This is a genomic window from Caulobacter sp. 17J65-9, from assembly GCF_010975005.1.
GTDB lineage: Bacteria > Pseudomonadota > Alphaproteobacteria > Caulobacterales > Caulobacteraceae > 17J80-11.
In genome coordinates this window covers 1-21,720 of the sequence record NZ_JAAIVC010000053.1, presented here as the reverse complement: position 1 = coordinate 21,720, position 21,720 = coordinate 1, and the positions used below count along the sequence as shown (strand labels likewise).

The following is a 21,720-nucleotide window of genomic DNA, read 5'->3' as shown; positions in this document are numbered from 1 at the left end:
CCCTCCACCACGCTTCGCGTGGTCCCCCTCCCCCAATGGGGGAGGATCTAGGGATGACTCACCCCGCCCCCGGCTCCCGCGCCCTGCGCAGGATGACCTTGTCGATGCGGCGCTCGTCCATGTCGACGATCTCGACCTCGTAGCCGTCGACGCGCACCACCTCGCCCTCTTCGGGGATGCGGGCGACCTGGTGCAGGATCAGGCCGGCCAGGGTGTGGTAGCCGGCGTCGGTCTCGAACTTCTCGCCCAGGGCCTGGCCCAGGTCGACCAGGTCGACCGAGGCGTCGACCAGGTAGGAGCCGTCCTCGCGCGGGCGCAGCACCGGCTCGGCCGTGTCGTGTTCTTCGGGGAAGTCGCCGGCGATCATCTCCAGGATGTCGGCGGTGGTGACCACGCCCTGGAAGGCGCCGAACTCGTCGACCACGAAGGCGATGTGCAGGCGCGAGCCCTTGAACAGCTCCATGGCCCGCAGCAGCGAGGCGGTCTCGGGGATGAACAGGGGCGTCTGGACCAGCGGCTCCAGGTCGAGCCGGCCGGTGTCGAGGTAGGCGTCCAGCAGGTCCTTCTTGTGGACGATCCCCTGCGGGTTATCGATGTCGGCCTCGCGGGTGACGACGACGCGCGAATAGGGGCAGGCGCGGACCTCCGCGCGCAGCTGGTCCTCGGGATCGGTCAGCGACACCCAGTAGACGTCCGGGCGCGGGGTCATGGCCACGCGCACCGGCCGGTCGCCCAGCCGCATGACCTCGTGGATCATCACCTCTTCCTGCGGCTCGATCACGCCGGCGCTGGCGCCTTCGGCCAGGACGGTGCGGACCTCCTCGTGGGTCACCGCCGAGCCGTCGCGGTCGCGCACGCCCATCAGCCGCAGCACGGCGGCGGTCGAATGGGTCAGCAGCGCCACGAAGGGGGTGAGGGCCCGGGCCACGAAGGCCAGCGGTCCCGACACACGCGAGGCGATCGCCTCGGGGAAGATCTGCGCCAGGCGCTTGGGCACCAGCTCGCCGACGATCAGCGACAGGTAGGTGATGATCACCACCACCAGCGCCGTCGCGATCGCGTGGGCGTAGGGCGCGAGCCCGGGAATCGTCGCCAGCGGCGCGGCCAGGGCGCCGGACAGGCTGGCCTGGCCGTAAGCGCCGGCCAGAATGCCGATCAGGGTGATCCCAACCTGCACCGCCGAGAAAAAGCGGGTGGGATCCTCTGAAAGGGCCAGGGCCTTGGCGGCGCCCTTGTCGCCCTTCTCCGCCTGGGCCTGCAGCCTCGCTCTGCGCGAGGACACCAGGGCCATTTCGGACATGGAGAACAGCCCGTTCAACAGAACGAGCAGAAGCACGACGACAATGGGCAGGAAGATCATTTATCCGGGGCCGGAGCGGCCGCCCTCACGGGGCGTGAGGCGGAATATGTCCGCTCGGCCGGATTTAAGCAAAGGGGAGGGGCCGCGGCCCGGCGTCATTCCGCCGGCGGGCAGCCCGTGAAGGTGCCGGCCTTAGACACCGACAGCTTGGCGAGGTTGAACTTGAAGGCCGGCTTCATCGAAGCCTTGCCGTGGCCGGTGAACAGGTCGATCCGGGCGCCCTTGATCGCCCCGCCGGTGTCGGAAGCGTACCAGTAGCCGTCGTGCTTGCTGCCGTCGGGCATGGTCATGCCTACGGTTTCGGCGATGAACAGGATCGTACGACGCGGGATCATGGTCGGATCGACCGCCACGGTGCGCATCGCCACCGGCTTGCAGCCGAGGGAATCCTTGCCGCCGACGCCGGCGGCGCCGAAGTGATAGAGCGTGGCCTTCATCAGCCCCATCGGCGCGAGGCCGCTGGACTTCTTGCCGGACTTCGAGGCGCCGTCCTGATGGATGACGCTGTAGGTGGTCGTTTTCGTGTTGGCCGCAGGGGCCGCGTGCGCGCCCGCCGCGGCGCCCGAAATGGCGAGAGCGGCGAGCCCGCCGAGAAGAAGTCGCATGGGTAGCTCCTGGTTCTCGAAACGGTCGGTGCAGGACTAAATAAGACCTACCGACGTTCCCGAGGCAACGATCACAGACCGTTTCAGCGTGCGACACGCGCGCACACCTTCGAGCAAACCCTTTGAAAATCAGGGCCGAAGCGACCCGTGTCGCGCCCTCGTACGAGCCTGGCCGTGTCGGGTTCCGGGGCGTTCGGGACCTGTTTCGGGTCACTTATGCTGGTGTTCCACCTCGATATGCTCGCCTCAGGCGCTACGCCTTTCGGCGAGGATCAAATTGCATTGGCGGCCGAATGCGATCCGCTTGAGCGGGGCCGCGTTATTGGCCACTACTTCGAAACAATTCTCATCCGGCGGCTCTCATGACTCTGCGCGTCTACGGCGACTCGATTTCCGGCAATTGCCACAAGGTGCGCTGGGTGCTGGACCGTCTGGGCCGTCCCTACGAGTGGCGCGAGACCGACGTGCTGTCCGGCGCGACCCGCACGCCGGAATTCCTGGCCCTCAACCCCGCCGGCCAGGTGCCGACGCTGGTGCTGGAGGACGGGCGCACCCTGGCGCAATCCAACGCGATCATGCTGCACCTGGCCGAGGGGACCGACCTGATCCCGGCCGACGCCTACGACCGCGCCCGCATGTTCGAGTGGCTGTTCTGGGAACAGTACAGCCACGAGCCTTACGTGGCCGTCCGTCGATTCCACCTGCACTACCTGAAGAAGGATCCCGCCGAGCTGGATCCGAAGCTGTTCGAGCGCGGCTCGGCGGCGCTGGCCCGCATGGAGGCGGGGCTGGAGGGCGACTATCTGGTCGGCGCGCGCCTCAGCCTCGCGGACCTCGCGCTGCTGGCCTACACGCGGATGGCGCACCAGGGCGGCTTCGACCTTAGCCTCTATCCGCGGGTGAAGGCGTGGGTCGCGCGGGTCGAGGGCGACCTCGGCCTGCCGGCGGCCTGACCGATCCGGTTGCTCGCGACGGACGGGCGTCGTAACCCCGCCCCATGAGCGAAGACGAAGAACTGTACATCCAGGTCACCGACCGCGAGGGGAACGTCCACCGCCTGCCGGCGCTTTCGGGCTGGCGGGTGATGGAGATCATCAAGGACGCCGGCCTGCCGCTGAAGGCGGAGTGCGGCGGCGCGCTGGAGTGCGCCACCTGCCACGTCTACGTCGACCGCGCCTGGATGGACCGCGTGCACCCGAAGTCGGACGAGGAGGACGAGAAGCTGGACGAGGCCTTCATGGTCAAAGGCAATTCGCGCCTGTCCTGCCAGATCCTGATGTCCGACGAGCTGAACGGCCTGGAGGTCACCCTCGCGCCGGAGGGCGAATGAGCGATCCGCGCGCCCTTCAGTTCGGCGAGAGGAAGCCGGGCCTGGACTATAAGAACCGTCCCGCGGCCTTCGGCGTGGCGCCGCGCGGCGGCGAGATCGCCTGCGTGCGGATCGACCGGGGCGAGGACAGCTATTTCGACCTGCCGGGCGGCGCGATCGACGACGGCGAGACGGAAAGCCAGGCCATGGTGCGCGAGTTCGCCGAGGAGACCGGCCTGAAAGTGCGGGCAGGCGAGGCCTTCGCCTGGGCCGGCCAGTACTTCCTGAAGACCGACGGCGAGCCGGTGAACAATCTGGCTGTCTTCTTCACCGCCGAAGCGGTCGGCGAGGACCCGGCCGCCAAGATCGAGGAAGACCACGAGCTGGTCTGGCTGGACCCGCACGACGCCCTGGCTAAGCTGCGCCATGACGCCCACGCATGGGCGGTGGCGGCTTGGCTGAGGCGGGGGAAGCGGTGACGCAAACGGCGAGGACGGTGGTGACGGGCGCGCGCTGGAAGGCGGCGCTTCTGGCGTTGATCGCCATCCCCATGGTCTGGGGCGTGTGGGTGATGGATCTCGCCGAGATGCGCCGGTTCGGTGACTTCTTCGCCGAGCACCCTGGGCTCGCGCTGGCGGCGAAGGCCGTGGGCGTCGTCCTGTTCGTCGGCGGGGGCCTGGTGTCCGCCGTCCAGGTGTTCCGGCCCGCACGGCTGGAGCTGGACGCCGAGGGCTTCTGGTATCGCAACGCCTTCAACAAGGGCCTGCGGGTGGCGTGGGCCGACGTGGACGCCTTCACCGTCTGGCGCGTGCCGAGCGCGCCGACGGCGACCTTCGTGGGCATCAATTACCTGCCGGGCCGCGCGCCGCGCGGCGCCGGGCTGGTGCGCGGGTTCGGGGTGGACGGGGCCCTTCCGGGCAGCTGGGAATTGTCGACCGGCCGCCTGGTGGACCTGCTGAACGAGCACCGCCTCCGCAACGCCGCCTAACGTCATGACCTCCTGGTGGGACCGCCATGTCGCCCCGCGTCTGATCGCCTGCGCCTGCGCGCAGCCGCCGATCATGGCCGAGCGGGCCAGGATCGTGCCGCAGGCGCGCGGGCGGGTGCTGGAGCTGGGCTTCGGCGGCGGGCTGAACTTCCGCTTCTATGATCCGACCGAGGTCGAGGCGGTGTTCGGCGTCGATCCCTCGGCCGAGCTGCGCGCCCGCGCGGCGACCGCGCCGCGGCCGGCGGGGCTGAAGCTCGACCTGCGCGACGGGGTGGGCGAGGCTTTGCCGTTCGACGACGCGGACTTCGACTGCGTGGTCTGCACCTTCACCCTGTGTTCGGTGGCCGATCCGGCCGCGACCCTGGCCGAGGCCCGGCGGGTGCTGAAGCCGGGCGGCCGCTTCCTATTCTGCGAGCACGGGCTGTCGCCCGAACGCGGCGTGGCGGCCTGGCAGCGGCGCATCGAGCCGGTCTGGAGCCGGCTGGCCGGCGGGTGCCGCCTGACCCGCACGCCGGCGGCGACGATCGAGGCCGTCGGCTTCGATCTTGAGGAAGTCGACCGCGGCTACCTGCGCGGCGCGCCGAAGATCGCCGGCTGGCTGGAGCAGGGCGTGGCGGTGGCGGCGTGACCCTGCGTCTGCCACGAAGCGGCGTCAGGTCAGGGCTTCCTTGTAGAGCTTGGTCAGCTCTCCCCAAGCCTTCTCCGCCGACGCCTCATTGTAGGTCTGGCCGCCCTTGACGCACCAGCCGTGGTCGGCGGGGTAGACCTCGACGGTGGCCTTCAGCCCGGCGTCCGCAAAAGCCTTCTTGAGGATGTCCTTGGACTCCGGCTGCTTCGCGTCGTCGTTCTGAGCCACGCAGACCAGATAGCTCGCGTGCGTCTTCGGGATCAGCAGGTGCGGGCTGTCGGGCTTGTCGGTGGTCAGGCCGCCGCCGTGGAACGAGCCCACCGCGCCGATCCGGTCGCTCACAGCCGCGGCGGTGCGGAACGAGAGCGGACCGCCCATGCAGTAGCCCTGGACGCCGGCCTTCCTCTTCCTGTTGGTTTGCGGCTGGGCGTCGAGGAACGCCAGGTAGGCGACCGCGTCCTTGTCGGTCCCTTCGTTGGTCATGGCGGCCCGAAGCGCGGTCAGCTTGGCCCGGTCTTCGGGATTGTTGAAGTCGAAGGCGCCCTCCACCACGGGCGCACGCTTGGAGCGGTAGAACGGGTTGGGCACGAGCACGACATAGCCCTGGGCGGCGAGCCGCCGGCCCATCTCGCGAAACACCGGGCGCAGCCCCATGATGTCGGGCCACATCAGCACGGCCGGCCAGGTCCCCTTGCCCGACGGATAGAACAAGGCCGCGTCCGCGGTCCCGTCGGGCGTCTTCACCTCGACGTCCTGCTCGACCACGTCGGCGGCCTGTGCGCTGGTCGCGACGCCGGCGGCGGCCAGCGACATCAGGCCGAACGCCCGGCGCGAGACGGTGGGGTCCTGAACCAGCCCCTGGTGGATGTCGTCGTCACACATGCCCAATCCTCCCACTGTCGCAGCCTCCCGACGCGGACACGCTCGGGGCCGCATGAGAATGTGCGTACCGCCGACCTCACAGCAAGGGCAGGGCGTGGCGCACGCCTAACGCCTGCCCGACTCCGCGGCCGCGCCGGGCGTCTCGTACTCGGCCTCGCGGTCCATGGACGGCACGGAGACGCCGGTGTCGGCCGCCTCGCCGGTCGCCGGGACTTCCGGAGCCATGCGGGCCTGACGCCAGTTCCCGAACCGGTAGTAGAGCATGGCCAGGGTGGTGGAGACGGCCGCGCCCAGCGGGAAGCTCCACCAGACCGCCTCGGGGCCCAGCGTGTCGCGCAGGGCCCAGGCGAAGGGCACGCGCACCACCAGGAGCGAGATGCACAGGATCACCAGCGGCGGCGTCACCGCGCCGGTGGCCCGCACCACGCCGAACAGGACGATGGTGACGCCGAACAGCACGAAGGACCAGCTGGCCACGGAGTTGATGTGCACGGCGATGTCCACCGCCTCGCTGTCCGACGGCAGGAACAGGTGCAGGGCGTAGCGGTCCGCGACGTAGAGCAGGGCCACCAGCGCGCCGGTCAGGACGATGTTGAACAGCACGCCGGTGCGCGCGATGCGCTCCACCCGGTCCCAGCGGCCCGCGCCGACGTTCTGGGCCGCCATGGACGAGACCGCGGCCCCGATGGCCAGGGCGGGCATCTGCACGTAGGTCCACAGCTGGGCCGCGACGCCGTAGGCGGCGGCGGTGGCGACGCCGAAGGCGTTGACCAGCCCCATCATCACCAGGGCCGCCAGCGAGATGACGATCATCTGCAGGCCCATCGGCACGCCCTTGCCGACGATGCCGCGCAGCAGGTCAGGGCGGGGCTTGAAGTGACCGAATTCGCCCGGCCCCGGCAGCAAGGGGTGGCGACGCGCGTAAAGCAGGACCAGCAGGGCGATGAAACTGACCGCCTGGGCCAGCAGGGTGGAGGCGGCCGCCCCGGCTATGCCGAGCTCGGGAAACGGCCCCAGCCCGCGGATCAGCATCGGGTTCAGCGCGATGTCGAGTCCCACGGACAGGGCCATGAAATAGAACGGCGTGCGCGCGTCGCCGGCCCCGCGCAGGGCGGCCATGGCGAAGGCGAAGGCGTTCATCACCGGCACGGCCAGGAAGATCACCCGCAGGTAGCTGACCGCGAAGTCGAAGGCCGCCGGCGGGGTGCCCAGCACGTGCAGGATGGCCGGGGTCAGCAGCCAGCCGGCGAGCGCCAGCGCGGCTGAGGCGATCACGAAGAAGCTCGCCCCCGTGCCGACCACGCGTTTGGCCAGGTCGAGGTCGCGCCGGCCCCAGGCCTGGCCGATCAGGATGGTCGCCGCCATCGACACCCCGAACACCGTGCCCAGCATCAGGAACAGCACGAGGTTGGCGTTGGAGGTCGCGGTCAGCGCCGCCTCGCCCAGCAGGTTGCCGATCCAGATGGCGTTGACCGAGCCGTTCAGCGACTGCAGCACGTTGGCGCCCAGCACGGGCAGGGCGAACAGGGCCAGCGTCCGGCCGATGGGGCCTTCGACCAGGTTGGCCGGCCGGGCGTTGGCGGAGCTCACGCCGCGCCTCCCGTCGCCGCGGAAGATGTCGGGTCGGCCAAGGCGCACTCCTTACAAGACGTCGAAGTCCAACGCGCAAAGCTCGGATCGGGTTCGGAGGCGCAGCGCCGCCGGCGCGAGCCCGGAACGGTTGGGTCGGCGGGCCGTTGCGCCCCTAAGGGGACGCGCGATCTGGAGTTCCCCGATGGACAAGGATCGGGTCGAAGGCGCCGCTCGGGAAACGGGCGGCAAGATGAAGGAAGGCGTGGGCCGCATGCTCGGCGACACCCGCCTGCAGGCCGAAGGTCAGTCCCAGACCTTCTGGGGCCGCGTCCAGCACGCCTGGGGCGACATGAAAGACGCCTTCCGCGGCCGCCACTGAGCGCCGACGGGTCGGAACGCATCACGCGCCCCGGCCGTTCGGCGTGTCTGGGCTGTGGGACGAGCGTAACGGAGTAGGATTATGGACAAGGACCGCATCGAAGGCGCGGGCAAGCAGGCCGCGGGCCGGATGAAGGAAGCCGCCGGGAAGATGACCGGCGACGAGAAGCTGAAGGCCGAGGGCCGCGCCCAGAAGACCGAGGGCAAGGTCCAGAACACGGTCGGCGGCGTGAAGGACACGCTGCGCGGCCGGCAATGACCTGAGCGGCGGGCGGCGGCCTTTTTTCCGGGCGGCCGTCGCCCGTCCTTAGCGCCCCAAGTTTAGCGACCAAGTTCCTTCATGGCCCGGTCCAGCCCCTCGATGGTGAGCGGGAACATGCGGTCGCCCATGATCTGGCGGATCATCTCGGTCGACTGGGTGTAGTTCCAGAACCGCTCGGCCGTGGGGTTCAGCCACACCGCCTTGGCGTAGGTGTCGGTGACCCGCTGCAGCCAGACCGCGCCGGCTTCCTCGTTCCAGTGCTCGACCGAACCGCCCGGCATGGCCACCTCGTAGGGGCTCATGGTGGCGTCGCCGACGAACACGACCTTCCAGTCGGCCGGGAAGCGGTGCAGCACCTCCCAGGTCGGCGTCTTCTCGTCGTGGCGGCGGCGGTTGTCCTTCCACACGCCCTCGTACAGGCAGTTGTGGAAGTAGAAGAATTCCAGGTTCTTGAACTCGGTGCGCGCGGCCGAGAACAGCTCCTCGCAGAGCTTGATGTGGCTGTCCATCGAGCCGCCGACGTCGAGGAACAGCAGCACCTTCACGGTGTTGCGTCGCTCGGGCTTCAGCACGACGTCGAGATAGCCGTGGCGGGCGGTCTGCTCGATGGTCTCGGGCAGGTCCAGCTCTTCGGGCGCGCCCTCGCGGGCCCATTTGCGCAGGCGGCGCAGCGCGACCTTGATGTTGCGGGTGCCCAGCTCGACGCTGTCGTCGAGGTTCCTGTACTCGCGCTTGTCCCAGACCTTCACGGCCCGGCCGTTGCGCGAGCTCTCCTGGCCGATGCGCACGCCCTCGGGATTGTAGCCGTAGGCGCCGAAGGGCGAGGTGCCGGCCGTGCCGATCCACCTGGAGCCGCCCTCGTGGCGCTCCTTCTGCTCCTCCAGCCGCTTGCGCAGCTCGTCCATCAGCTTCTCGAAGCCGCCCATAGCCTCGATGCGCGCCTTCTCCTCGTCGGTCAGGAAGCGCTCGTTCAGCCGGCGCAGCCACTCGTCGGGGATCTCGACGACGGCGGTCTCGTCCAGGCGCTCCAGCCCCTTGAACACGGAGCCGAACACCCGGTCGAACTTGTCCAGGTTCTTCTCGTCCTTCACCAGGACGGCGCGCGACAGATAGTAGAACTCGTCGACCGACCGGCCCACGACCTGCCGGTCCAGGCCTTCCATCAGAGCCAGCCACTCCTTGAGCGACACGGGCACCTTGGCCTGGCGGAGTTCAGTGAAGAAGCGAAGCAGCATGAAAGCCTTCGGAGGGGGACGCCCGACTCTAACCCGTTCAGCGTCGGCCGTCAGACCGAACCTTGTCGAGCGGGCCGGGCGGTCCCACCCGTCACTGCCGCTCCGCGAGTTCGAGCAGGGCGCCGATCATCAATGCGTCGCCGTGGTAGTCGACGGCCTTCGCGAGCGCGAGCGGTCCGGTGGTGCGCTCTAGCACCGTCCATTCGCCCGCCCGACCGATCGAAAGGCGCGTGAACACCGCCGCGCCGTCCCGGACAGCCGTGCGGCGCTCGGCGGGATGGGCAGGCGCTTTCGCCCAAGCCCGCGGTCGCGACGGATCGTGCTCTGAGTTGGGGCCCTCATAGACTGCGAACGGACCGGACAAGCCGTGGAGGCCGATGTCGTCTGCCGGCGGCCTTCGTGCGCGGTGCGGCGTGTAATACACCAGCAGGGTGGTGCGTTCGTCGCCGTTGACGAAATCGCAGGCGACGCCGTCGCCTCGTTCGCTCCCTGAATCGAAGACCGTGATCTGCGTGGCGTCGTAGCAGCGCAATCCGCTGCGCCCATGCAGCACGACCGTGGTCGGGCCGGTGCTGGCGTTGACGAACACCCCCTGCGCGCCCGCCGCCTCGATCAGGCGATCCGCCTTCGCAGACGCCGCCTCGGGGGAGGGAGGCCCCTCATATTCAAGCCGACCGCCCTGTGGCGCAGGGGCAGCGGCCGACGCCAGAAGCGCCGTGATCAGAGCGGCCCAGGTAGCGATCATCGTCATCCCTCACGGCGAGGCCGCAAGCTTCGCCGTATCGCGCGGGCATGTCGACCCGCCGCGGATTTCACCGGTTCAGGGAAGCGCCGTCGGTGTCGAGTGGGCCGCGCCAGCTTGCGCCTTCATGGCGAAGTCGACCAGCACCATCGTCATCATGGATTCGGCTTCCACGTCGAGGCCGACCGCGTCGTCCAGCGGGCCGGTCACCCACTGCTTGATGCGCCAGCCGTCGACCACGGCGACCGACACGCGGGTGTAGAGCTTGCGCCCGTCCAGCTCGACCACGAAGCGGCCGGTGCGGTGGTCGGCCAGCGGCAGGGGCCGGCCGTCCAGGTCGACCTCGGCGTTCTGGGCGTGGTCGCCCTCGTAGGTCCGGGCGAAGGGCGTGGCCAGCTTCACGCTGTCGACCGCCCGCCGGAACGCGTCGTCCAGTCCGCCGTCGGCGCCCCGCGCCGCCTGCAGCGACTGGAACACGCCGTTGACCTCGCTGACGCAGCCGACCTCGTCGCCGCGCGCCTCCCGGGGCTCGGCCGGCGCATAGACCTGGATGCGGTTGGTGCGGTCGCCGGGTGCAAAGGTGCACAGCAGGCCGCTCTTGGTGTGGCGCGCGCCCAGCAGCAGGCCCTGCGGCTCGTTGACGAACAGGGTCTCGGCGTTCGCCTTGCGGATCAGGGCGTCGGTTTCGGCGCGGGTGTCGGCGTGCTCGATCCAGGGATCGGCCTGGGCGGCGCCGCCGAGCAGTCCGGAGGCGGCCAGGGCGGCGAGGAGGGAGCGAGCTGTCATCCTGGCGCCTCCATCGCGCGGGCGCCGCCTGCGCCCCCTATGCCCGCGCCGCGCTCCTCAGGCCTTCCGGAGGATGAACTCGCGGTCGCGCACCCGACCCACTGGGAACTCGTACTCGCCGGCCAACTCGAAGCCGTAGGCGCCGTAGAGGCGCTGGGCCTTGTCGTTGCCGCTCCACACACCAATCCAGAGCGGGCCCGTAAAGTTGCGCTGGAGCCAGTCCATCGAGGAGTCCATCAGCGTGCGGCCCAGCCCGGTCCCTTGCGCCTCACGGGCGACGTACAGGCGCTTGAGCTCGCCGTGCTCGGCGCTGGCGTCCGGGTGGGGCAGGTTGCAGGGGCCCGACTGCATGTAGGCGACCAGCCGGCCTTCATCCTCGGCCACCAGCCAGAACGAGGTCGGGTCGGCCAGGCGCGAGCGCGTGGACTCCACGCCGAACGCCTCCTCCAGGAAGTGCGCGAGGTCCTCGTCCGGATAAGGAATCGCGAAGCCGTGGACGAAGGTCTCGACGAAGGTGCGTTTGCCGAGCTCGGACAGGGCTTCGACGTCGGCAGGAACGGGGGGGCGGATGGTGACCATGGCCGGTCTCTAGCGCCGCCGCCGTTCCCGTCCAAGGTTCAGAACCCCTCCAGCGCGAGTTTGCCGAGGGTGCGGCCGCTTTCGATGCGCGCGTGCGCCTCCTTCAAGGTCGCGGCGTCGATGCGGCCGACAGTTTCCGTCCAGGTGGTGCGCAGCACGCCCGCGTCGATCAGCCGGGCGACCTCCGCGAGCAGACGGTGCTGCTCGATCATGTCCGGGGTCTCGTAGTCGGAGCGGGCGAACATCATCTCCCAGACCAGGGCGGCGCTCTTGTTCTTCAGCAGACGCACGTCGAGCGGCGCGTCGGCTTCGATGACGCCGATCGCGCCTTGCGGGGCGACGATCTCGGCCAGGGCGGGGAAGTGCTCGGCGCTGTGGGTGAGGCTGGCGACGTAGCGCACCTGCGGCCGGCCGAGTTCGGCCAGCTGCGGGCCGAGCGGCCGGGCGTGGTCGATCACGTGGTGCGCGCCGAGCCGCGCCACCCAGTCGCGCGTCTCCGGGCGCGAAGCGGTGGCGATCACGGTCAGCTTCGTCAGCCGCCGGGCCAGCTGGACCAGGGCGGAGCCCACGCCGCCGGCGCCGCCGACCACCAGCAGGTCGCCGGTCTCCTCGCGTCCGGCCCGCAGGCGGTCGAACAGCAGCTCCCAGGCGGTGATGAAGGTCAGCGGCAGGACAGCCGCCTCGGCGAACGACAACGTCTTCGGCTTCGGGCCGACGATGCGCTCGTCGACCAACTGCACTTCGGCGTTGGAGCCGGGACGGCCGTAGGCGCCGGCGTAGAAAACCTCGTCGCCCGGCCGAAACAGCGTCGCCTCGGGACCGACCGCCTCGACCACGCCGGCGGCGTCGAAGCCGAGAATGCGGATGTCGCCGGACTCGAGAGGGCGTCCGCTCCGGACCTTGGTGTCCACCGGGTTCACCGAGACGGCTTTGACGCGCACGCGCAGATCGCGGCCGACCGGGGCGCCGGGGTCCGGCGCGTCGAAGTCGACCAGGGCGTCAGGTTCGGAGACGGGGGCGGGCTTGCGGTAGCCGACGGCTTTCATGTGCGGTCCTTTCTGGCGACGAACTGGCGTCGCGGCCTGCAGATCGCGGGTCGGCTTCCTTCTCGCAAGTACGGCTGTTTTGTGTATGTAGTATCCAAATGGATACTATTGAGCCCGGACGATCCGCCGTCGGCTATGCCGACCCGAAGGAATGCGTGGTCGAGGCGACCCTCGACCTGATCGGGGGCAAGTGGAAAGGGGTGATCCTCTACCACCTGCAGGACGGCCGGCTGCGCTTCAACGAACTCCGCCGCAAACTCGGCGCGATCACCCAGCGCATGCTGACCAAACAGCTCCGCGAGCTGGAGGAGGCGGGCCTGGTGATCCGGACGGTCTACGCCGAGGTCCCGCCCCGGGTGGAGTACCGCCTGTCGCCGGCCGGAGAGAGCCTCGCGCCGGTGATCGCTGCGCTGAAGGCCTGGGGACAGGCTCACATCTCCGACGGCAAGCTGGCGCGTAGGGACGAGGCCGCCTGATGACGCTCGCGTATTACACCCACCCCGACATGCTCGAGCACCGCATGGGCACCGGTCATCCGGAAAGCCCCGAGCGGCTGCTGGCGGTGACCGGGGCGCTGGACGCCGCCGCCGGGCTGAAGCTGGACCGTCGCGAGACGCCGGAGGCGGCCCTGGCCGACCTCGCGCGCGTTCACCCACAAGCCTATGTCGAGCGCATGCTGGCCGCCTCGCCGGAGAGCGGCGTGCGGGTGCTGGACGCCGACACCCTGTTGTCGCTGGGCAGCGTGCGCGCCGCGCGGCTGGCGGCCGGGGCGGTGGTCGCCGCGGTCGAGGCGGTGGCGGCTGGCGAGGCCGAGCGGGCCTTCTGCGCCATCCGTCCGCCGGGCCACCACGCCGAGCCGGACACGGCCATGGGCTTCTGCCTGTTCTCCAACGTGGCGGTGGCGGCCCGGGTGGCGCAGGCGCGCGGCCTGGCCAGGGTCGCGGTGGTCGACTTCGACGTGCACCACGGCAACGGCACCCAGGCGGCGTTCGAGGCCGATCCCAGCCTGTTCTTCGCCTCCATCCACCAGTCGCCGCTCTATCCGGGCTCCGGCGCCGAGAGCGAGACCGGCGTCGGCAACCTGGTCAACGCGCCCGTGCCGCCGCACGCGGCGCGCGAGTTCTGGCGCAGCGCCTTCGAGAAGCGGCTGATGCCGGCGCTGGACGCCTTCGCCCCAGACCTGATCCTGATCTCGGCCGGCTTCGACGCCCACCGGCGCGACCCGCTGGCCCACCAGTCGCTGGAGGAGGACGACTTCGCCTTCGCCACGCGCGCCGTTCTGGAAGTGGCGCGGCGGCGCTGCGGCGGTCGGGTTGTCTCGTCTCTCGAGGGCGGCTACGACCTTGAAGCGCTGGGCCGCTCGGCCGTCGCGCACGCGCGAGCGCTGCAGGAGAGGTGAGCGTGACGGGGTCGGAAGGGGAAGGTCCGATCGGTCGCGCCCTCGAAAACGTTACAGGGGGCATGACGATCGACACCCTCGAAGGCCAGGCGCCGCCGCCGGCGGCTCGCTCCTGCAAGCCGGGGTCGATCACGCTCGCTCGCCACGGCGAGCCCGCCCTGTCGCGCAAGGTGAAGCTTCATTCCGCCGGCTACCGGGACTGGTGGGGCCGCTACGAGGAAGGCGGCCTTTTGGCCGGCCAGGTCCCGCCCGACCTGCTGAAGGCCGCGGCCGAAGGCGCCGGCGAGGTTGTGGCCTCGACCCGCCCGCGTGCGGTCGAGACGGCCCGCGCCGTGTGCGGCGAGCGCGCCTTCGCCACCGACGTGCGCTTCATCGAGGCGCCGCTGCCGCCGCCGCAGTTTCCCAGGTACCTGCGCTTCTCCCCGCGCACCTGGGGGGTGATCTCGCGCTTCTGGTGGTGGTTCTTCGACCATCATCAGGGCGAGGAGACCCGCGACCAGGCCAAGATCCGCGCCCACGAGGCGGCCAAGGCCCTGGTGAAGATGGCCGACGAGGGCCAGGACGTGCTGGTGCTGGCGCACGGCTTCTTCAACGGCATGGTCGGGGTGGAGCTGCGGCGCATGGGCTGGAAGCTCGTCCGCGACGAGGGCTTCCGTTACTGGTCGGCCCGCCGCTTCGAGAAGCGCTGAGCGCGGCCTCCGGCCGGCGCCGCTTTCCGTAGGCCAGATTTCCCCAATCGCGCGTTGCCCGCGTCGGACGCGGCGTCTAGGTTGGCGCGCCTGACGTTTCCCCGCTTTGGCGCTCATGACCGACACCACCGAAATCGCCGCCCTCTCCTTCGAGGAGGCGCTCGCCCAATTGGAGAAGATCGTCGCCGAGCTGGAGTCAGGTCAGGCTCCGCTTGAGCGCTCGATCGCCATGTACGAGCGCGGCGCGGAGCTGAAGGCGCACTGCGAGAAGCGCCTGGAGGCCGCGCGCCTGCGCGTCGAGAAGATCGTCGTGGGCCAAGGCGGCGAAGCCCGCGGCGCGGAGCCGGCCGAGTTCTCCTGATGGCAGACGGTTCGCCCCGCCTCACGCCCCAGATCACCTTCGACGACTTCATGAAGGTGGACGTGCGGGTCGGCACGGTCCTGAAGGCCGAGCCGTTCCCGGAAGCGCGCAAGCCGGCCTTCAAGCTGACCATCGACTTCGGCCCGGAAATCGGGATCAAGCGCTCGTCCGCCCAGATCACCCAGCAGTACGCGGTCGACGAACTGGTCGGCCGCCGGGTGGCGGCGGTGGTGAACTTCCCGCCGCGCCAGATCGGCCCGTTCATGTCCCAGGTGCTCTGCCTGGGCTTCCCCAACGACGCCGGCGACGTGGTGCTGCTCACCGTCGATCGCCCGGTCCCGAACGGAGGGAGGCTGTTTTGACCCCGTCCCCCGCTCAAGCCGACCTCGACCTGATCGCCCGCCGGGTGGCGGAGACCGCCGACCTGGTGACGGTGGCGCTCGACCAGCTGCTGCCGCGCGCCGAAGGGCCGGAGCAGCGGCTGATGGAGGCCATGCGCTATGCGGCGCTGGGCCCCGGCAAGCGCCTGCGTCCGTTCTTCGCCATGGAGGCGGCGCGGCTGTTCGACGTGGAGGAGCGCCCGGTGCTGCGCGCCGCCTGCGCGCTTGAGCTGATCCACACCTACAGCCTGGTCCACGACGACCTGCCGGCCATGGACGACGACGACCTGCGTCGCGGCCGTCCGACCGTGCACATCGCCTATGACGAGGCGGTGGCCATCCTGGTCGGCGACGCCCTGCAGACCGCCGCCTTCGAGATCATGGCCCACCCCGACACCCACGAGGACGCGAACGTGCGTTGCGAACTCGTGCGGCGCCTGGCCCGCGCGTCCGGCGCGCAGGGCATGGTCGGCGGCCAGATGATCGACCTGCTGGGCGTTCGCGACGATCTCGGCGCGGCGGCGCGTATGCAGCGGATGAAGACCGGGGCGCTGATCGCGTTCTCGTTCGAGATCCCGCTGATCATCGCCGGCGCGCCGGAGAACGAGCGCCAGGCCCTGATGAACTTCGCCCAGGACATCGGGCTGGCCTATCAGATCGTCGACGACCTGCTGGACGCCGAGGGCGACGAGGACCTGCTGGGCAAGGCCGCCCAGAAAGACGTCGCCAAGGGCAAGGCCAACTTCGTCACCCTGCTGGGCGTCGGCGCCGCGAAGGAGCGGGTTGAACTGCTGGCCGACCAGGCTCGCCGTCGCCTGGATCCGTTCGGCGAGGACGCCAGATATCTGCGGGACAGCGTCGACTTCGTGCTAAAGCGTCGCGCCTGACCTGTTCGAGCGTTTAGGCTTCGTCTGAAGCCGGAAAATTTTCGAGACTCCATGCCCCCGCACACGCCTCTCCTGGACAAGGTGCAGACCCCGGCCGACACCCGGGACCTGTCGATCGCCGAGCTGCGCCAACTGGCCGACGACGTGCGGGCCGAAACCATCGACGCCGTCTCCCAGACCGGCGGCCACCTGGGCGCGGGCCTGGGCGTGGTCGAGTTGACCGTCGCCCTGCACCACGTGTTCCAGACGCCGAAGGACATCCTCATCTGGGACGTCGGCCACCAGGCCTACCCGCACAAGATCCTGACCGGCCGACGCGACCGCATCCGCACCCTGCGCCAGGGCGGCGGCCTGTCGGGTTTCACCAAGCGGGCCGAGAGCGAATACGACCCGTTCGGCGCGGCCCACGCGGCCACCTCGATCTCGGCGGCGCTGGGCTTCTGCGCCGCGCGCGACCAGCGCGGCGAGGACAACAAGGTCATCGCCGTGATCGGCGACGGCTCGATGAGCGCGGGCATGGCCTACGAGGCCATGAACAACGCGGCCGAGACCACCAAGCAGCTCGTGGTCGTGCTGAACGACAACGACATGTCGATCGCCCCGCCGGTCGGCGGCATGAGCGCCTATCTGGCCGGCCTGGTGTCCGGCGGCGCCTACCGCCAGGTGCGCAAGATCGGCAAGACCGTGGCCGGCGCCCTGCCGCGGCCGCTGCGCGACGCCGCCCGCAAGGCCGAGGAATACGCCCGCGGCATGGTCACCGGCGGCACCCTGTTCGAAGAGCTGGGCTTCTACTACGTCGGCCCGATCGACGGTCACGACCTCGACCACCTGGTGCCGGTGCTGCGCAACGTCTCGCAGATCAACGACCGCCCGGTGCTGGTCCACGTCGTCACCCAGAAGGGCAAGGGCTACGCCCCGGCCGAGAGCGCCGAGGACAAGTACCACGGCGTGGTGAAGTTCGACGTCGTCACCGGCGCCCAGGCCAAGCCGCCGTCCAACGCGCCCAGCTACACCAAGGTGTTCGGCAAGGAGCTGATCAAGCGCGCCGAGCGCGATCCGTCCATCGTGGCCATCACCGCGGCCATGCCGACCGGCACCGGCCTGGACCTGTTCGGCCAGGCCTTCCCGGACCGCACCTTCGACGTCGGCATCGCCGAGCAGCACGCGGTGACCTTCGCCGCGGGCCTGGCCGCCGACGGCATGAAGCCGTTCTGCGCGCTGTATTCGACCTTCCTGCAGCGCGGCTACGACCAGGTGGTCCACGACGTGGCCATCCAGAAGCTGCCGGTGCGCTTCGCCATCGACCGCGCCGGCCTGGTCGGCGCCGACGGCCCGACCCACGCCGGCAGCTTCGACGTCGGCTACCTCGGCGCCCTGCCGGACTTCGTGATCATGGCCGCCGCCGACGAAGCGGAGCTGGCCCACATGATCGCGACCGCCTGCGAAATCGACGACCGCCCGTCCGCCTTCCGCTATCCGCGCGGCGACGGCGTGGGCGTGGAAATCCCCGAACTGGCCGCCCCGCTGGAGATCGGCAAGGGCCGCGTCCTGCGCGAGGGGACCTCGGTCGCCATCCTGTCGCTGGGCACCCGGCTGGAGGCCTCGCTGAAGGCCGCCGACCTGCTGGCCGCGCGCGGCGTCTCGGCCACCGTCGCCGACGCCCGCTTCGCCAAGCCGCTGGACACGGACATGATCCTGCGCCTGGCCCGCGAGCACGAGGCGCTGATCACGGTCGAGGAAGGCTCGATCGGCGGCTTCGGCGCCTTCGTCCTGCACCTGCTGGCCGACCGCGGCGCGCTGGATCGCGGGCTGAAGGTGCGTACCCTGACCCTGCCGGACGAGTTCCAGGACCAGGACAAGCCGGAAGCCATGTACGTCCAGGCCGGCCTCGACGCCGACGGCATCGCGCGCGCGGCGCTGAACGCTCTGGGCGTGGACGGCTCGCGGGCGGCCCGGGCCTAGGGCCCGTCAGCCGCCGCAGGCGTCGAAGAACTTCCGGATTTCCGGCAGGGCGGTCCCGCTGTTCACCACGATCTCGCGCTCGCCCACGGTGAGCGCGCCGGTCGCGCGGAAGTCGCGCATGACCGGGTCGCGCGCGTTGACCATGGCCGAGATCATCCGCGTCCCGTCCGGCGCCTTGGATTCCGTGGCCAGCAGGGTGGTCTTGGTCTTGCCCGACGACAGGATCAGGCGCGGCGGGCCCTCCGGCGCGGTCGGCTGCGGGTGCGAGATCTCGAGCTCGGCGGTGCGGGCCAGCGCGCAGGTGATGGTCAGGGCCAGCGGCTCGAAGCCCGGCCCGGTGTAGGTCAGCACCTCCACCCCGCCGGCGTCGGAATAGGTCCAGCTCAGGCCGTTGGCGAGGGCCGACTGGGTCTGGGCGGCGCCCTTCACGCCGTGCGAGCAGCCGGCGAGGGCGAGGGCCAGGATCAGCAGGATGGTGCGTGTCACCGCGCCGAAACAGCCGAGGCAGCTAGACAGTTCCGCCGGCGGCTCAGCTTTCGCACCAGGTCATGAAGCGATCCATCGCGGTGTTGCCGGGCTGGGCGGCGTAGCGGCGCGTTTCGGACCCGACCACCACCCCCATCCAGCCGCCCTTGCGCAGGCCGGCCAAGAGCGGCGCGTTCAGCGGCAGCTCGGCGTCGAGGTCCACGCCGTCGTGGGTCTGCGACTCGACCGACGAGGCGGGCAGGGCCGTGGGCGCGACGCCCTCGGCGCTGGCCACGATCTCGGGCTTGGTCCCGTCGGGCGCCGGACGCGACAGCAGGACTTTCTTGCCGCCCTTGTCGCATTCCAGGAGCAGCAGCAGTTCGTCCGTCTCCGGCGTGCCGTAGGCCAGCTTTCCGGTCTGGCCGTCGGTCTGGAAGAACCAGTCCAAGCCTGGTGTCGGCGCGATGGGCGACGTCGCCCGCGGGCCGGCGCAGGCGCTGGCCAGCAGGGCCAATGCGGTGACAGTGGCGACGCGGATCACGATTTCGGCGGTGCGTAATAGGGCGCTTTGGGATCAGGCGTGAGGATCTCGCCGCGGCAGTAGGCCAGCAGGCGGCGCAGGCCGTCGCGGGCCTGCGGCGGCGCGGTCGCCGGCGCGCGCTGGCCGTTGGGCAGGGTGATCTCCATCGTGCCGTTGTCGATGAAGGCGGCGATGGTCGGGTCGGCCAGCGGCGCCGGCGCCACGATCCGGGCGCCGCCCGCGCCGGCCACCGGCGAGGGTTCGATCCGTCCCGCCAGCTTGGAGGTGTGCCCGCCGGAGCTGAGCTCGACGGTGAACGGCCCGACCTTGTCCGACGTCAGGTTGTCGAAGGTCAGCTCCATGTTGCGGCCTTCGCCGCGGCGGCAGGCGATGTTGGCCTGGACCTCGCCGGGCTTGGCCGTCTCGCCGCTGACCCAGCCGGGCGCGTTGGTCACCTCGGGCACCGCGTTCGGGCCGGCCTGCGCCGGGCCCGGCTTGGCGCGTTCGCCGCTCTCCTGGCGCGAGCACGCCGCCAGCATCAGCAGCCCCAGGGTCAGGATCGCCGTCCGCCGCATCGCCGTACTCCGTGCCGTCCGGAGGCGGCGCCTCCGTACGTTCTGCAACTCGGCCGGGCGCGCGGCGTTCCCGGCGTCGGCTCAACTGCCGCAGCGGCGGGCGAGATGCTGGAGCTTGTCGGTCGGCGGGGTTACGGCGGCCGTTCCGGCCGCGCTCTTCACGGACAGCTTCCCTGAGCGCACGAGGCTCAGGAACACCGGGTCGCCGACCGGCAGGGTGACCACCAGCAGGTCCTTGCGGTCGGCCAGCGGGGCGGTCGTCGTGGCCGTCTCCGAACTCAGTTCGGCGGTCCCACCCTCGCCGGTCAGCTTGTAGAGGGTCAGCTTCACCTGGCCGCTGCGGGGCGCGCACTGGAACACCGCCTCCAGCTGGTCGGTGTCGGGGACCTCCAGCGCCAGGGCGACCTGGCTGGGATTGTCGTAGAGCGACCAGGTCCACCCGCCGGCGGGCGCCGACTGCGCGGCCAGCGCGAGCAGGACGGCGAGGGCGATCACGGCGCGGGCTCCTCCGGTTCAGGTGCAATGGGCGAAAAAGCGACGGACCTCGCGTTTGTCGGCGGCGCTGGCCGGCATGGGCCGGGCGTGTTCGGTGTCGATCACCGACAGCCGGCCCGTCTTGGCAAAGTTCTCCAACGCCGCAGCGTGGCTGGAAGTTTCCGTTTCGAACGCCGTGCCGCCGCTCTCCGGGTCGGCGTAGGTCACGCCCTGGAGGCGGGTGCTCTTGCGTCCCGACGCCAGCACCAGGCTGGGCCGACCGGCTTCGCTGTCGCTGTAGACCCGCACCGCGCCGGAATGCGCCTCGCAGGTCAGCATCAGCCCGACGTTGTCGCTGTTCGGCGGGCCGTAGGCCAGCTTAGCCAGACTGTCTTCGAAGTAGAGATGCCAGCTCGCCGGCGGTTCGCGCGCACCCAGCGAGGCTTCCGCGACAGCCAGCGTGAGGAAAACGACCCAAACCAGAAATATCTTGAGCATGCGTACGCCCCCGACACTTCATGGAAACGTCGGGGGACGCGAGCCGGTTCACTTGGCCGTCCCTGAAATGTGAACGCCGTTAGTTCAGTCGAACTGTCAGAACGGCGAGAAACGCTCCACCAGCGCCTGGCCGACCGGCGGCGCCTGGACGCGGGTGACGTCGCCGCGGCCGCCGTAGGAGATGCGGGCTTCGGCGATCTGGGTGTGCTTGATCGTGTTGGCCGAGGAGATGTCCTCGGGTCGCACGATGCCGGCCACGGTCAGTTCGCGGATCTCGCGGTTGGTGCGCACTTCCTGCCGGCCCTGGATCACCAGGTTGCCGTTGGGCAGCACGCCGGTGACCACGGCGGCGATGGTCAGGCTGACCTTTTCGGAGCGGTTGATGGCGCCGGAGCCCTTGGAGGCGCTCTCGCCGCCCAGGTCGACCATCTTGGACGGGTCGTAACCGCCCGGCAGAACTTTCCCCAGGCTCGATTCCAGGCCGAGCAGGTTGTTCACCCCGGCCTGCATTTCGTTCGAGCGCGAGCGCTGGGTCGAGTTGTTCAGCTGGGCGCGGTCGTCGATGTCGACCTGCACGGTCAGGATGTCGCCGATGTTGCGGGCGCGCTGGTCGTTGAAGAAGGTGCGCGCGCCGGCCCGCCACAGCGAGTTGGCCGAGGCCGCCTGCGGCGTGGGCTGCGGCAGGATCTGCTGCTGCACCGGCACCAGGGCGGCCGGATAGCCGATCGGCGCCAGTTCAGGGCCCTTCACCGTCTCGGCGACGGTCGAGCAGGCGCCCAGCAGGAGGGCGGCGGAGACGAGGAGCAGAGCCTGGGCGCGCACGGACATACCTCAGCGAAGAGCGAAACGGCTGGCCTTGAGGCTGTCCGCCTCGGGGCCGACGACGGCCCGGCCGGGGCCGGTCGCGACGGCTTCAATCGTCTTCTTCGACTGGGGATTGAGGACCGAGAAGGCCTCTCCCATGGAGGCGTTCTGTAGCGCGGCCCCCTGCAACACAAGGTTAACGCCGCCCGTCGAATAGGCCACCGAGACCAGCTCGCCCTTGCGGATCAGCACCGCGGCGGCGAGGTCGCGGCTCGCCACCGGGGCGCCGGCGCGCACCGGCCGGCGGGCCGACTGGCCGATCACGGCTTCCGCG

Annotated in this window: 31 protein-coding genes; 15 read left to right on the top strand and 16 right to left on the bottom strand. The window is 70.2% G+C overall.

Annotated elements, in window-relative coordinates; genetic code table 11:
• Positions 1-58: 58 nt before the first annotated feature.
• Both G3573_RS10305 and G3573_RS10300 read right to left on the bottom strand, forming a co-directional pair.
• Complete coding sequence (locus G3573_RS10305; protein ID WP_163261002.1) at positions 59-1,360, bottom strand: hemolysin family protein; 1,302 nt, start codon at positions 1,358-1,360, stop codon at positions 59-61.
• Between the two features lie 95 nt (positions 1,361-1,455).
• Positions 1,456-1,965: a 3D domain-containing protein gene (locus G3573_RS10300; RefSeq protein WP_163261001.1), complete on the bottom strand. Its 510-nt coding sequence runs from the start codon at positions 1,963-1,965 to the stop codon at positions 1,456-1,458.
• A 216-nt stretch (positions 1,966-2,181) separates the two neighbouring features.
• Here G3573_RS10300 and G3573_RS10295 point away from each other — a divergent pair, with 216 nt between their 5' ends.
• From G3573_RS10295 to G3573_RS10270, 6 genes are read left to right on the top strand one after another with little or no spacing between them, the layout of a single operon-like run.
• Positions 2,182-2,331, top strand: a complete 150-nt coding sequence (locus G3573_RS10295; protein WP_163261000.1) for a hypothetical protein — start codon at positions 2,182-2,184, stop codon at positions 2,329-2,331.
• Positions 2,328-2,918, top strand: a complete 591-nt coding sequence (locus tag G3573_RS10290) for a glutathione S-transferase N-terminal domain-containing protein (RefSeq protein ID WP_163260999.1) — start codon at positions 2,328-2,330, stop codon at positions 2,916-2,918. Before G3573_RS10295 ends, G3573_RS10290 begins: the two co-directional genes overlap by 4 nt.
• Before the next feature lie 44 nt (positions 2,919-2,962).
• Complete coding sequence (locus G3573_RS10285) at positions 2,963-3,295, top strand: 2Fe-2S iron-sulfur cluster-binding protein (RefSeq protein WP_205598181.1); 333 nt, start codon at positions 2,963-2,965, stop codon at positions 3,293-3,295.
• Positions 3,292-3,753, top strand: a complete 462-nt coding sequence (locus tag G3573_RS10280) for an NUDIX domain-containing protein (protein ID WP_163260998.1) — start codon at positions 3,292-3,294, stop codon at positions 3,751-3,753. Before G3573_RS10285 ends, G3573_RS10280 begins: the two co-directional genes overlap by 4 nt.
• A complete protein-coding gene (locus G3573_RS10275; RefSeq protein WP_163260997.1) occupies positions 3,750-4,262 on the top strand; it encodes a hypothetical protein in 513 nt (170 codons plus the stop codon). Before G3573_RS10280 ends, G3573_RS10275 begins: the two co-directional genes overlap by 4 nt.
• A gap of 4 nt (positions 4,263-4,266) precedes the next feature.
• Positions 4,267-4,890, top strand: coding sequence for a class I SAM-dependent methyltransferase (locus G3573_RS10270; protein WP_163260996.1), 624 nt, complete (start codon positions 4,267-4,269; stop codon positions 4,888-4,890).
• Positions 4,891-4,914: 24 nt separating this feature from the next.
• Here the strand turns inward: G3573_RS10270 and G3573_RS10265 are convergent, their stop codons facing one another.
• Positions 4,915-5,772 carry a dienelactone hydrolase family protein gene (locus G3573_RS10265; RefSeq protein ID WP_163260995.1) on the bottom strand — a complete coding sequence of 286 codons (858 nt, stop codon included), beginning with the start codon at positions 5,770-5,772 and terminating at the stop codon, positions 4,915-4,917.
• Positions 5,773-5,877: 105 nt separating this feature from the next.
• Positions 5,878-7,362, bottom strand: a complete 1,485-nt coding sequence (locus G3573_RS10260) for an MATE family efflux transporter (RefSeq protein WP_163260994.1) — start codon at positions 7,360-7,362, stop codon at positions 5,878-5,880.
• Between the two features lie 184 nt (positions 7,363-7,546).
• On the opposite strand from G3573_RS10260, the gene G3573_RS10255 reads away from it, so the two are divergent.
• Both G3573_RS10255 and G3573_RS10250 read left to right on the top strand, forming a co-directional pair.
• Positions 7,547-7,723, top strand: a complete 177-nt coding sequence (locus tag G3573_RS10255; RefSeq protein ID WP_163260993.1) for a CsbD family protein — start codon at positions 7,547-7,549, stop codon at positions 7,721-7,723.
• An 81-nt stretch (positions 7,724-7,804) separates the two neighbouring features.
• Positions 7,805-7,981: a CsbD family protein gene (locus G3573_RS10250; protein ID WP_163260992.1), complete on the top strand. Its 177-nt coding sequence runs from the start codon at positions 7,805-7,807 to the stop codon at positions 7,979-7,981.
• A 62-nt stretch (positions 7,982-8,043) separates the two neighbouring features.
• Here the strand turns inward: G3573_RS10250 and G3573_RS10245 are convergent, their stop codons facing one another.
• The 5 genes from G3573_RS10245 to G3573_RS10225 form a co-directional block, all read right to left on the bottom strand.
• The gene (locus tag G3573_RS10245) at positions 8,044-9,219 is read right to left on the bottom strand and encodes a VWA domain-containing protein (protein WP_163260991.1); all 1,176 of its coding nucleotides are present in this window, start codon (positions 9,217-9,219) and stop codon (positions 8,044-8,046) included.
• A 91-nt stretch (positions 9,220-9,310) separates the two neighbouring features.
• The gene (locus tag G3573_RS10240) at positions 9,311-9,970 is read right to left on the bottom strand and encodes a hypothetical protein (protein ID WP_163260990.1); all 660 of its coding nucleotides are present in this window, start codon (positions 9,968-9,970) and stop codon (positions 9,311-9,313) included.
• Positions 9,971-10,039: 69 nt separating this feature from the next.
• Complete coding sequence (locus tag G3573_RS10235) at positions 10,040-10,747, bottom strand: hypothetical protein (RefSeq protein WP_163260989.1); 708 nt, start codon at positions 10,745-10,747, stop codon at positions 10,040-10,042.
• Positions 10,748-10,804: 57 nt separating this feature from the next.
• The gene (locus tag G3573_RS10230) at positions 10,805-11,326 is read right to left on the bottom strand and encodes a GNAT family N-acetyltransferase (protein ID WP_163260988.1); all 522 of its coding nucleotides are present in this window, start codon (positions 11,324-11,326) and stop codon (positions 10,805-10,807) included.
• Between the two features lie 38 nt (positions 11,327-11,364).
• A complete protein-coding gene (locus G3573_RS10225) occupies positions 11,365-12,372 on the bottom strand; it encodes a zinc-binding alcohol dehydrogenase family protein (protein WP_163260987.1) in 1,008 nt (335 codons plus the stop codon).
• 98 nt (positions 12,373-12,470) lie between these two features.
• On the opposite strand from G3573_RS10225, the gene G3573_RS10220 reads away from it, so the two are divergent.
• The 7 genes from G3573_RS10220 to dxs all read left to right on the top strand — a co-directional run bounded on the left by G3573_RS10220 (position 12,471) and on the right by dxs (position 18,050).
• On the top strand, positions 12,471-12,848 hold the full coding sequence (locus G3573_RS10220) for a helix-turn-helix domain-containing protein (protein ID WP_163260986.1): 378 nt from the start codon (positions 12,471-12,473) through the stop codon (positions 12,846-12,848).
• On the top strand, positions 12,848-13,771 hold the full coding sequence (locus G3573_RS10215) for a histone deacetylase family protein (RefSeq protein ID WP_163260985.1): 924 nt from the start codon (positions 12,848-12,850) through the stop codon (positions 13,769-13,771). Before G3573_RS10220 ends, G3573_RS10215 begins: the two co-directional genes overlap by 1 nt.
• Before the next feature lie 62 nt (positions 13,772-13,833).
• Complete coding sequence (locus tag G3573_RS10210) at positions 13,834-14,460, top strand: histidine phosphatase family protein (RefSeq protein ID WP_163260984.1); 627 nt, start codon at positions 13,834-13,836, stop codon at positions 14,458-14,460.
• A 115-nt stretch (positions 14,461-14,575) separates the two neighbouring features.
• Complete coding sequence (locus G3573_RS10205) at positions 14,576-14,821, top strand: exodeoxyribonuclease VII small subunit (RefSeq protein ID WP_163260983.1); 246 nt, start codon at positions 14,576-14,578, stop codon at positions 14,819-14,821.
• Positions 14,821-15,183, top strand: a complete 363-nt coding sequence (locus G3573_RS10200; protein ID WP_163260982.1) for a tRNA-binding protein — start codon at positions 14,821-14,823, stop codon at positions 15,181-15,183. Before G3573_RS10205 ends, G3573_RS10200 begins: the two co-directional genes overlap by 1 nt.
• Positions 15,180-16,088 (top strand): polyprenyl synthetase family protein, encoded by a 909-nt coding sequence (locus tag G3573_RS10195; RefSeq protein ID WP_163260981.1) that lies wholly within the window; start codon positions 15,180-15,182, stop codon positions 16,086-16,088. The genes G3573_RS10200 and G3573_RS10195 overlap by 4 nt, the downstream gene beginning before the upstream one ends.
• Positions 16,089-16,139: 51 nt before the next feature.
• Positions 16,140-18,050 carry a 1-deoxy-D-xylulose-5-phosphate synthase gene (gene dxs, locus G3573_RS10190; protein WP_163260980.1) on the top strand — a complete coding sequence of 637 codons (1,911 nt, stop codon included), beginning with the start codon at positions 16,140-16,142 and terminating at the stop codon, positions 18,048-18,050.
• A 6-nt stretch (positions 18,051-18,056) separates the two neighbouring features.
• Here dxs and G3573_RS10185 read toward each other — a convergent pair whose 3' ends face one another.
• From G3573_RS10185 to flgA, 7 genes are all read right to left on the bottom strand, one after another.
• A complete protein-coding gene (locus tag G3573_RS10185; protein ID WP_163260979.1) occupies positions 18,057-18,536 on the bottom strand; it encodes a hypothetical protein in 480 nt (159 codons plus the stop codon).
• A 43-nt stretch (positions 18,537-18,579) separates the two neighbouring features.
• Positions 18,580-19,056, bottom strand: coding sequence for a hypothetical protein (locus G3573_RS10180; RefSeq protein WP_163260978.1), 477 nt, complete (start codon positions 19,054-19,056; stop codon positions 18,580-18,582).
• Positions 19,053-19,610 (bottom strand): hypothetical protein, encoded by a 558-nt coding sequence (locus G3573_RS10175; RefSeq protein WP_163260977.1) that lies wholly within the window; start codon positions 19,608-19,610, stop codon positions 19,053-19,055. Before G3573_RS10175 ends, G3573_RS10180 begins: the two co-directional genes overlap by 4 nt.
• An 81-nt stretch (positions 19,611-19,691) precedes the next feature.
• Positions 19,692-20,105 carry a hypothetical protein gene (locus G3573_RS10170; protein ID WP_163260976.1) on the bottom strand — a complete coding sequence of 138 codons (414 nt, stop codon included), beginning with the start codon at positions 20,103-20,105 and terminating at the stop codon, positions 19,692-19,694.
• An 18-nt stretch (positions 20,106-20,123) separates the two neighbouring features.
• Positions 20,124-20,582, bottom strand: a complete 459-nt coding sequence (locus G3573_RS10165; RefSeq protein WP_163260975.1) for a hypothetical protein — start codon at positions 20,580-20,582, stop codon at positions 20,124-20,126.
• A 96-nt stretch (positions 20,583-20,678) separates the two neighbouring features.
• Positions 20,679-21,410 (bottom strand): flagellar basal body L-ring protein FlgH, encoded by a 732-nt coding sequence (gene flgH / locus G3573_RS10160; RefSeq protein ID WP_163260974.1) that lies wholly within the window; start codon positions 21,408-21,410, stop codon positions 20,679-20,681.
• Between the two features lie 3 nt (positions 21,411-21,413).
• A partial coding sequence (gene flgA, locus G3573_RS10155) for a flagellar basal body P-ring formation chaperone FlgA (RefSeq protein WP_163260973.1) occupies positions 21,414-21,720 on the bottom strand: 307 nt, incomplete at its 5' end.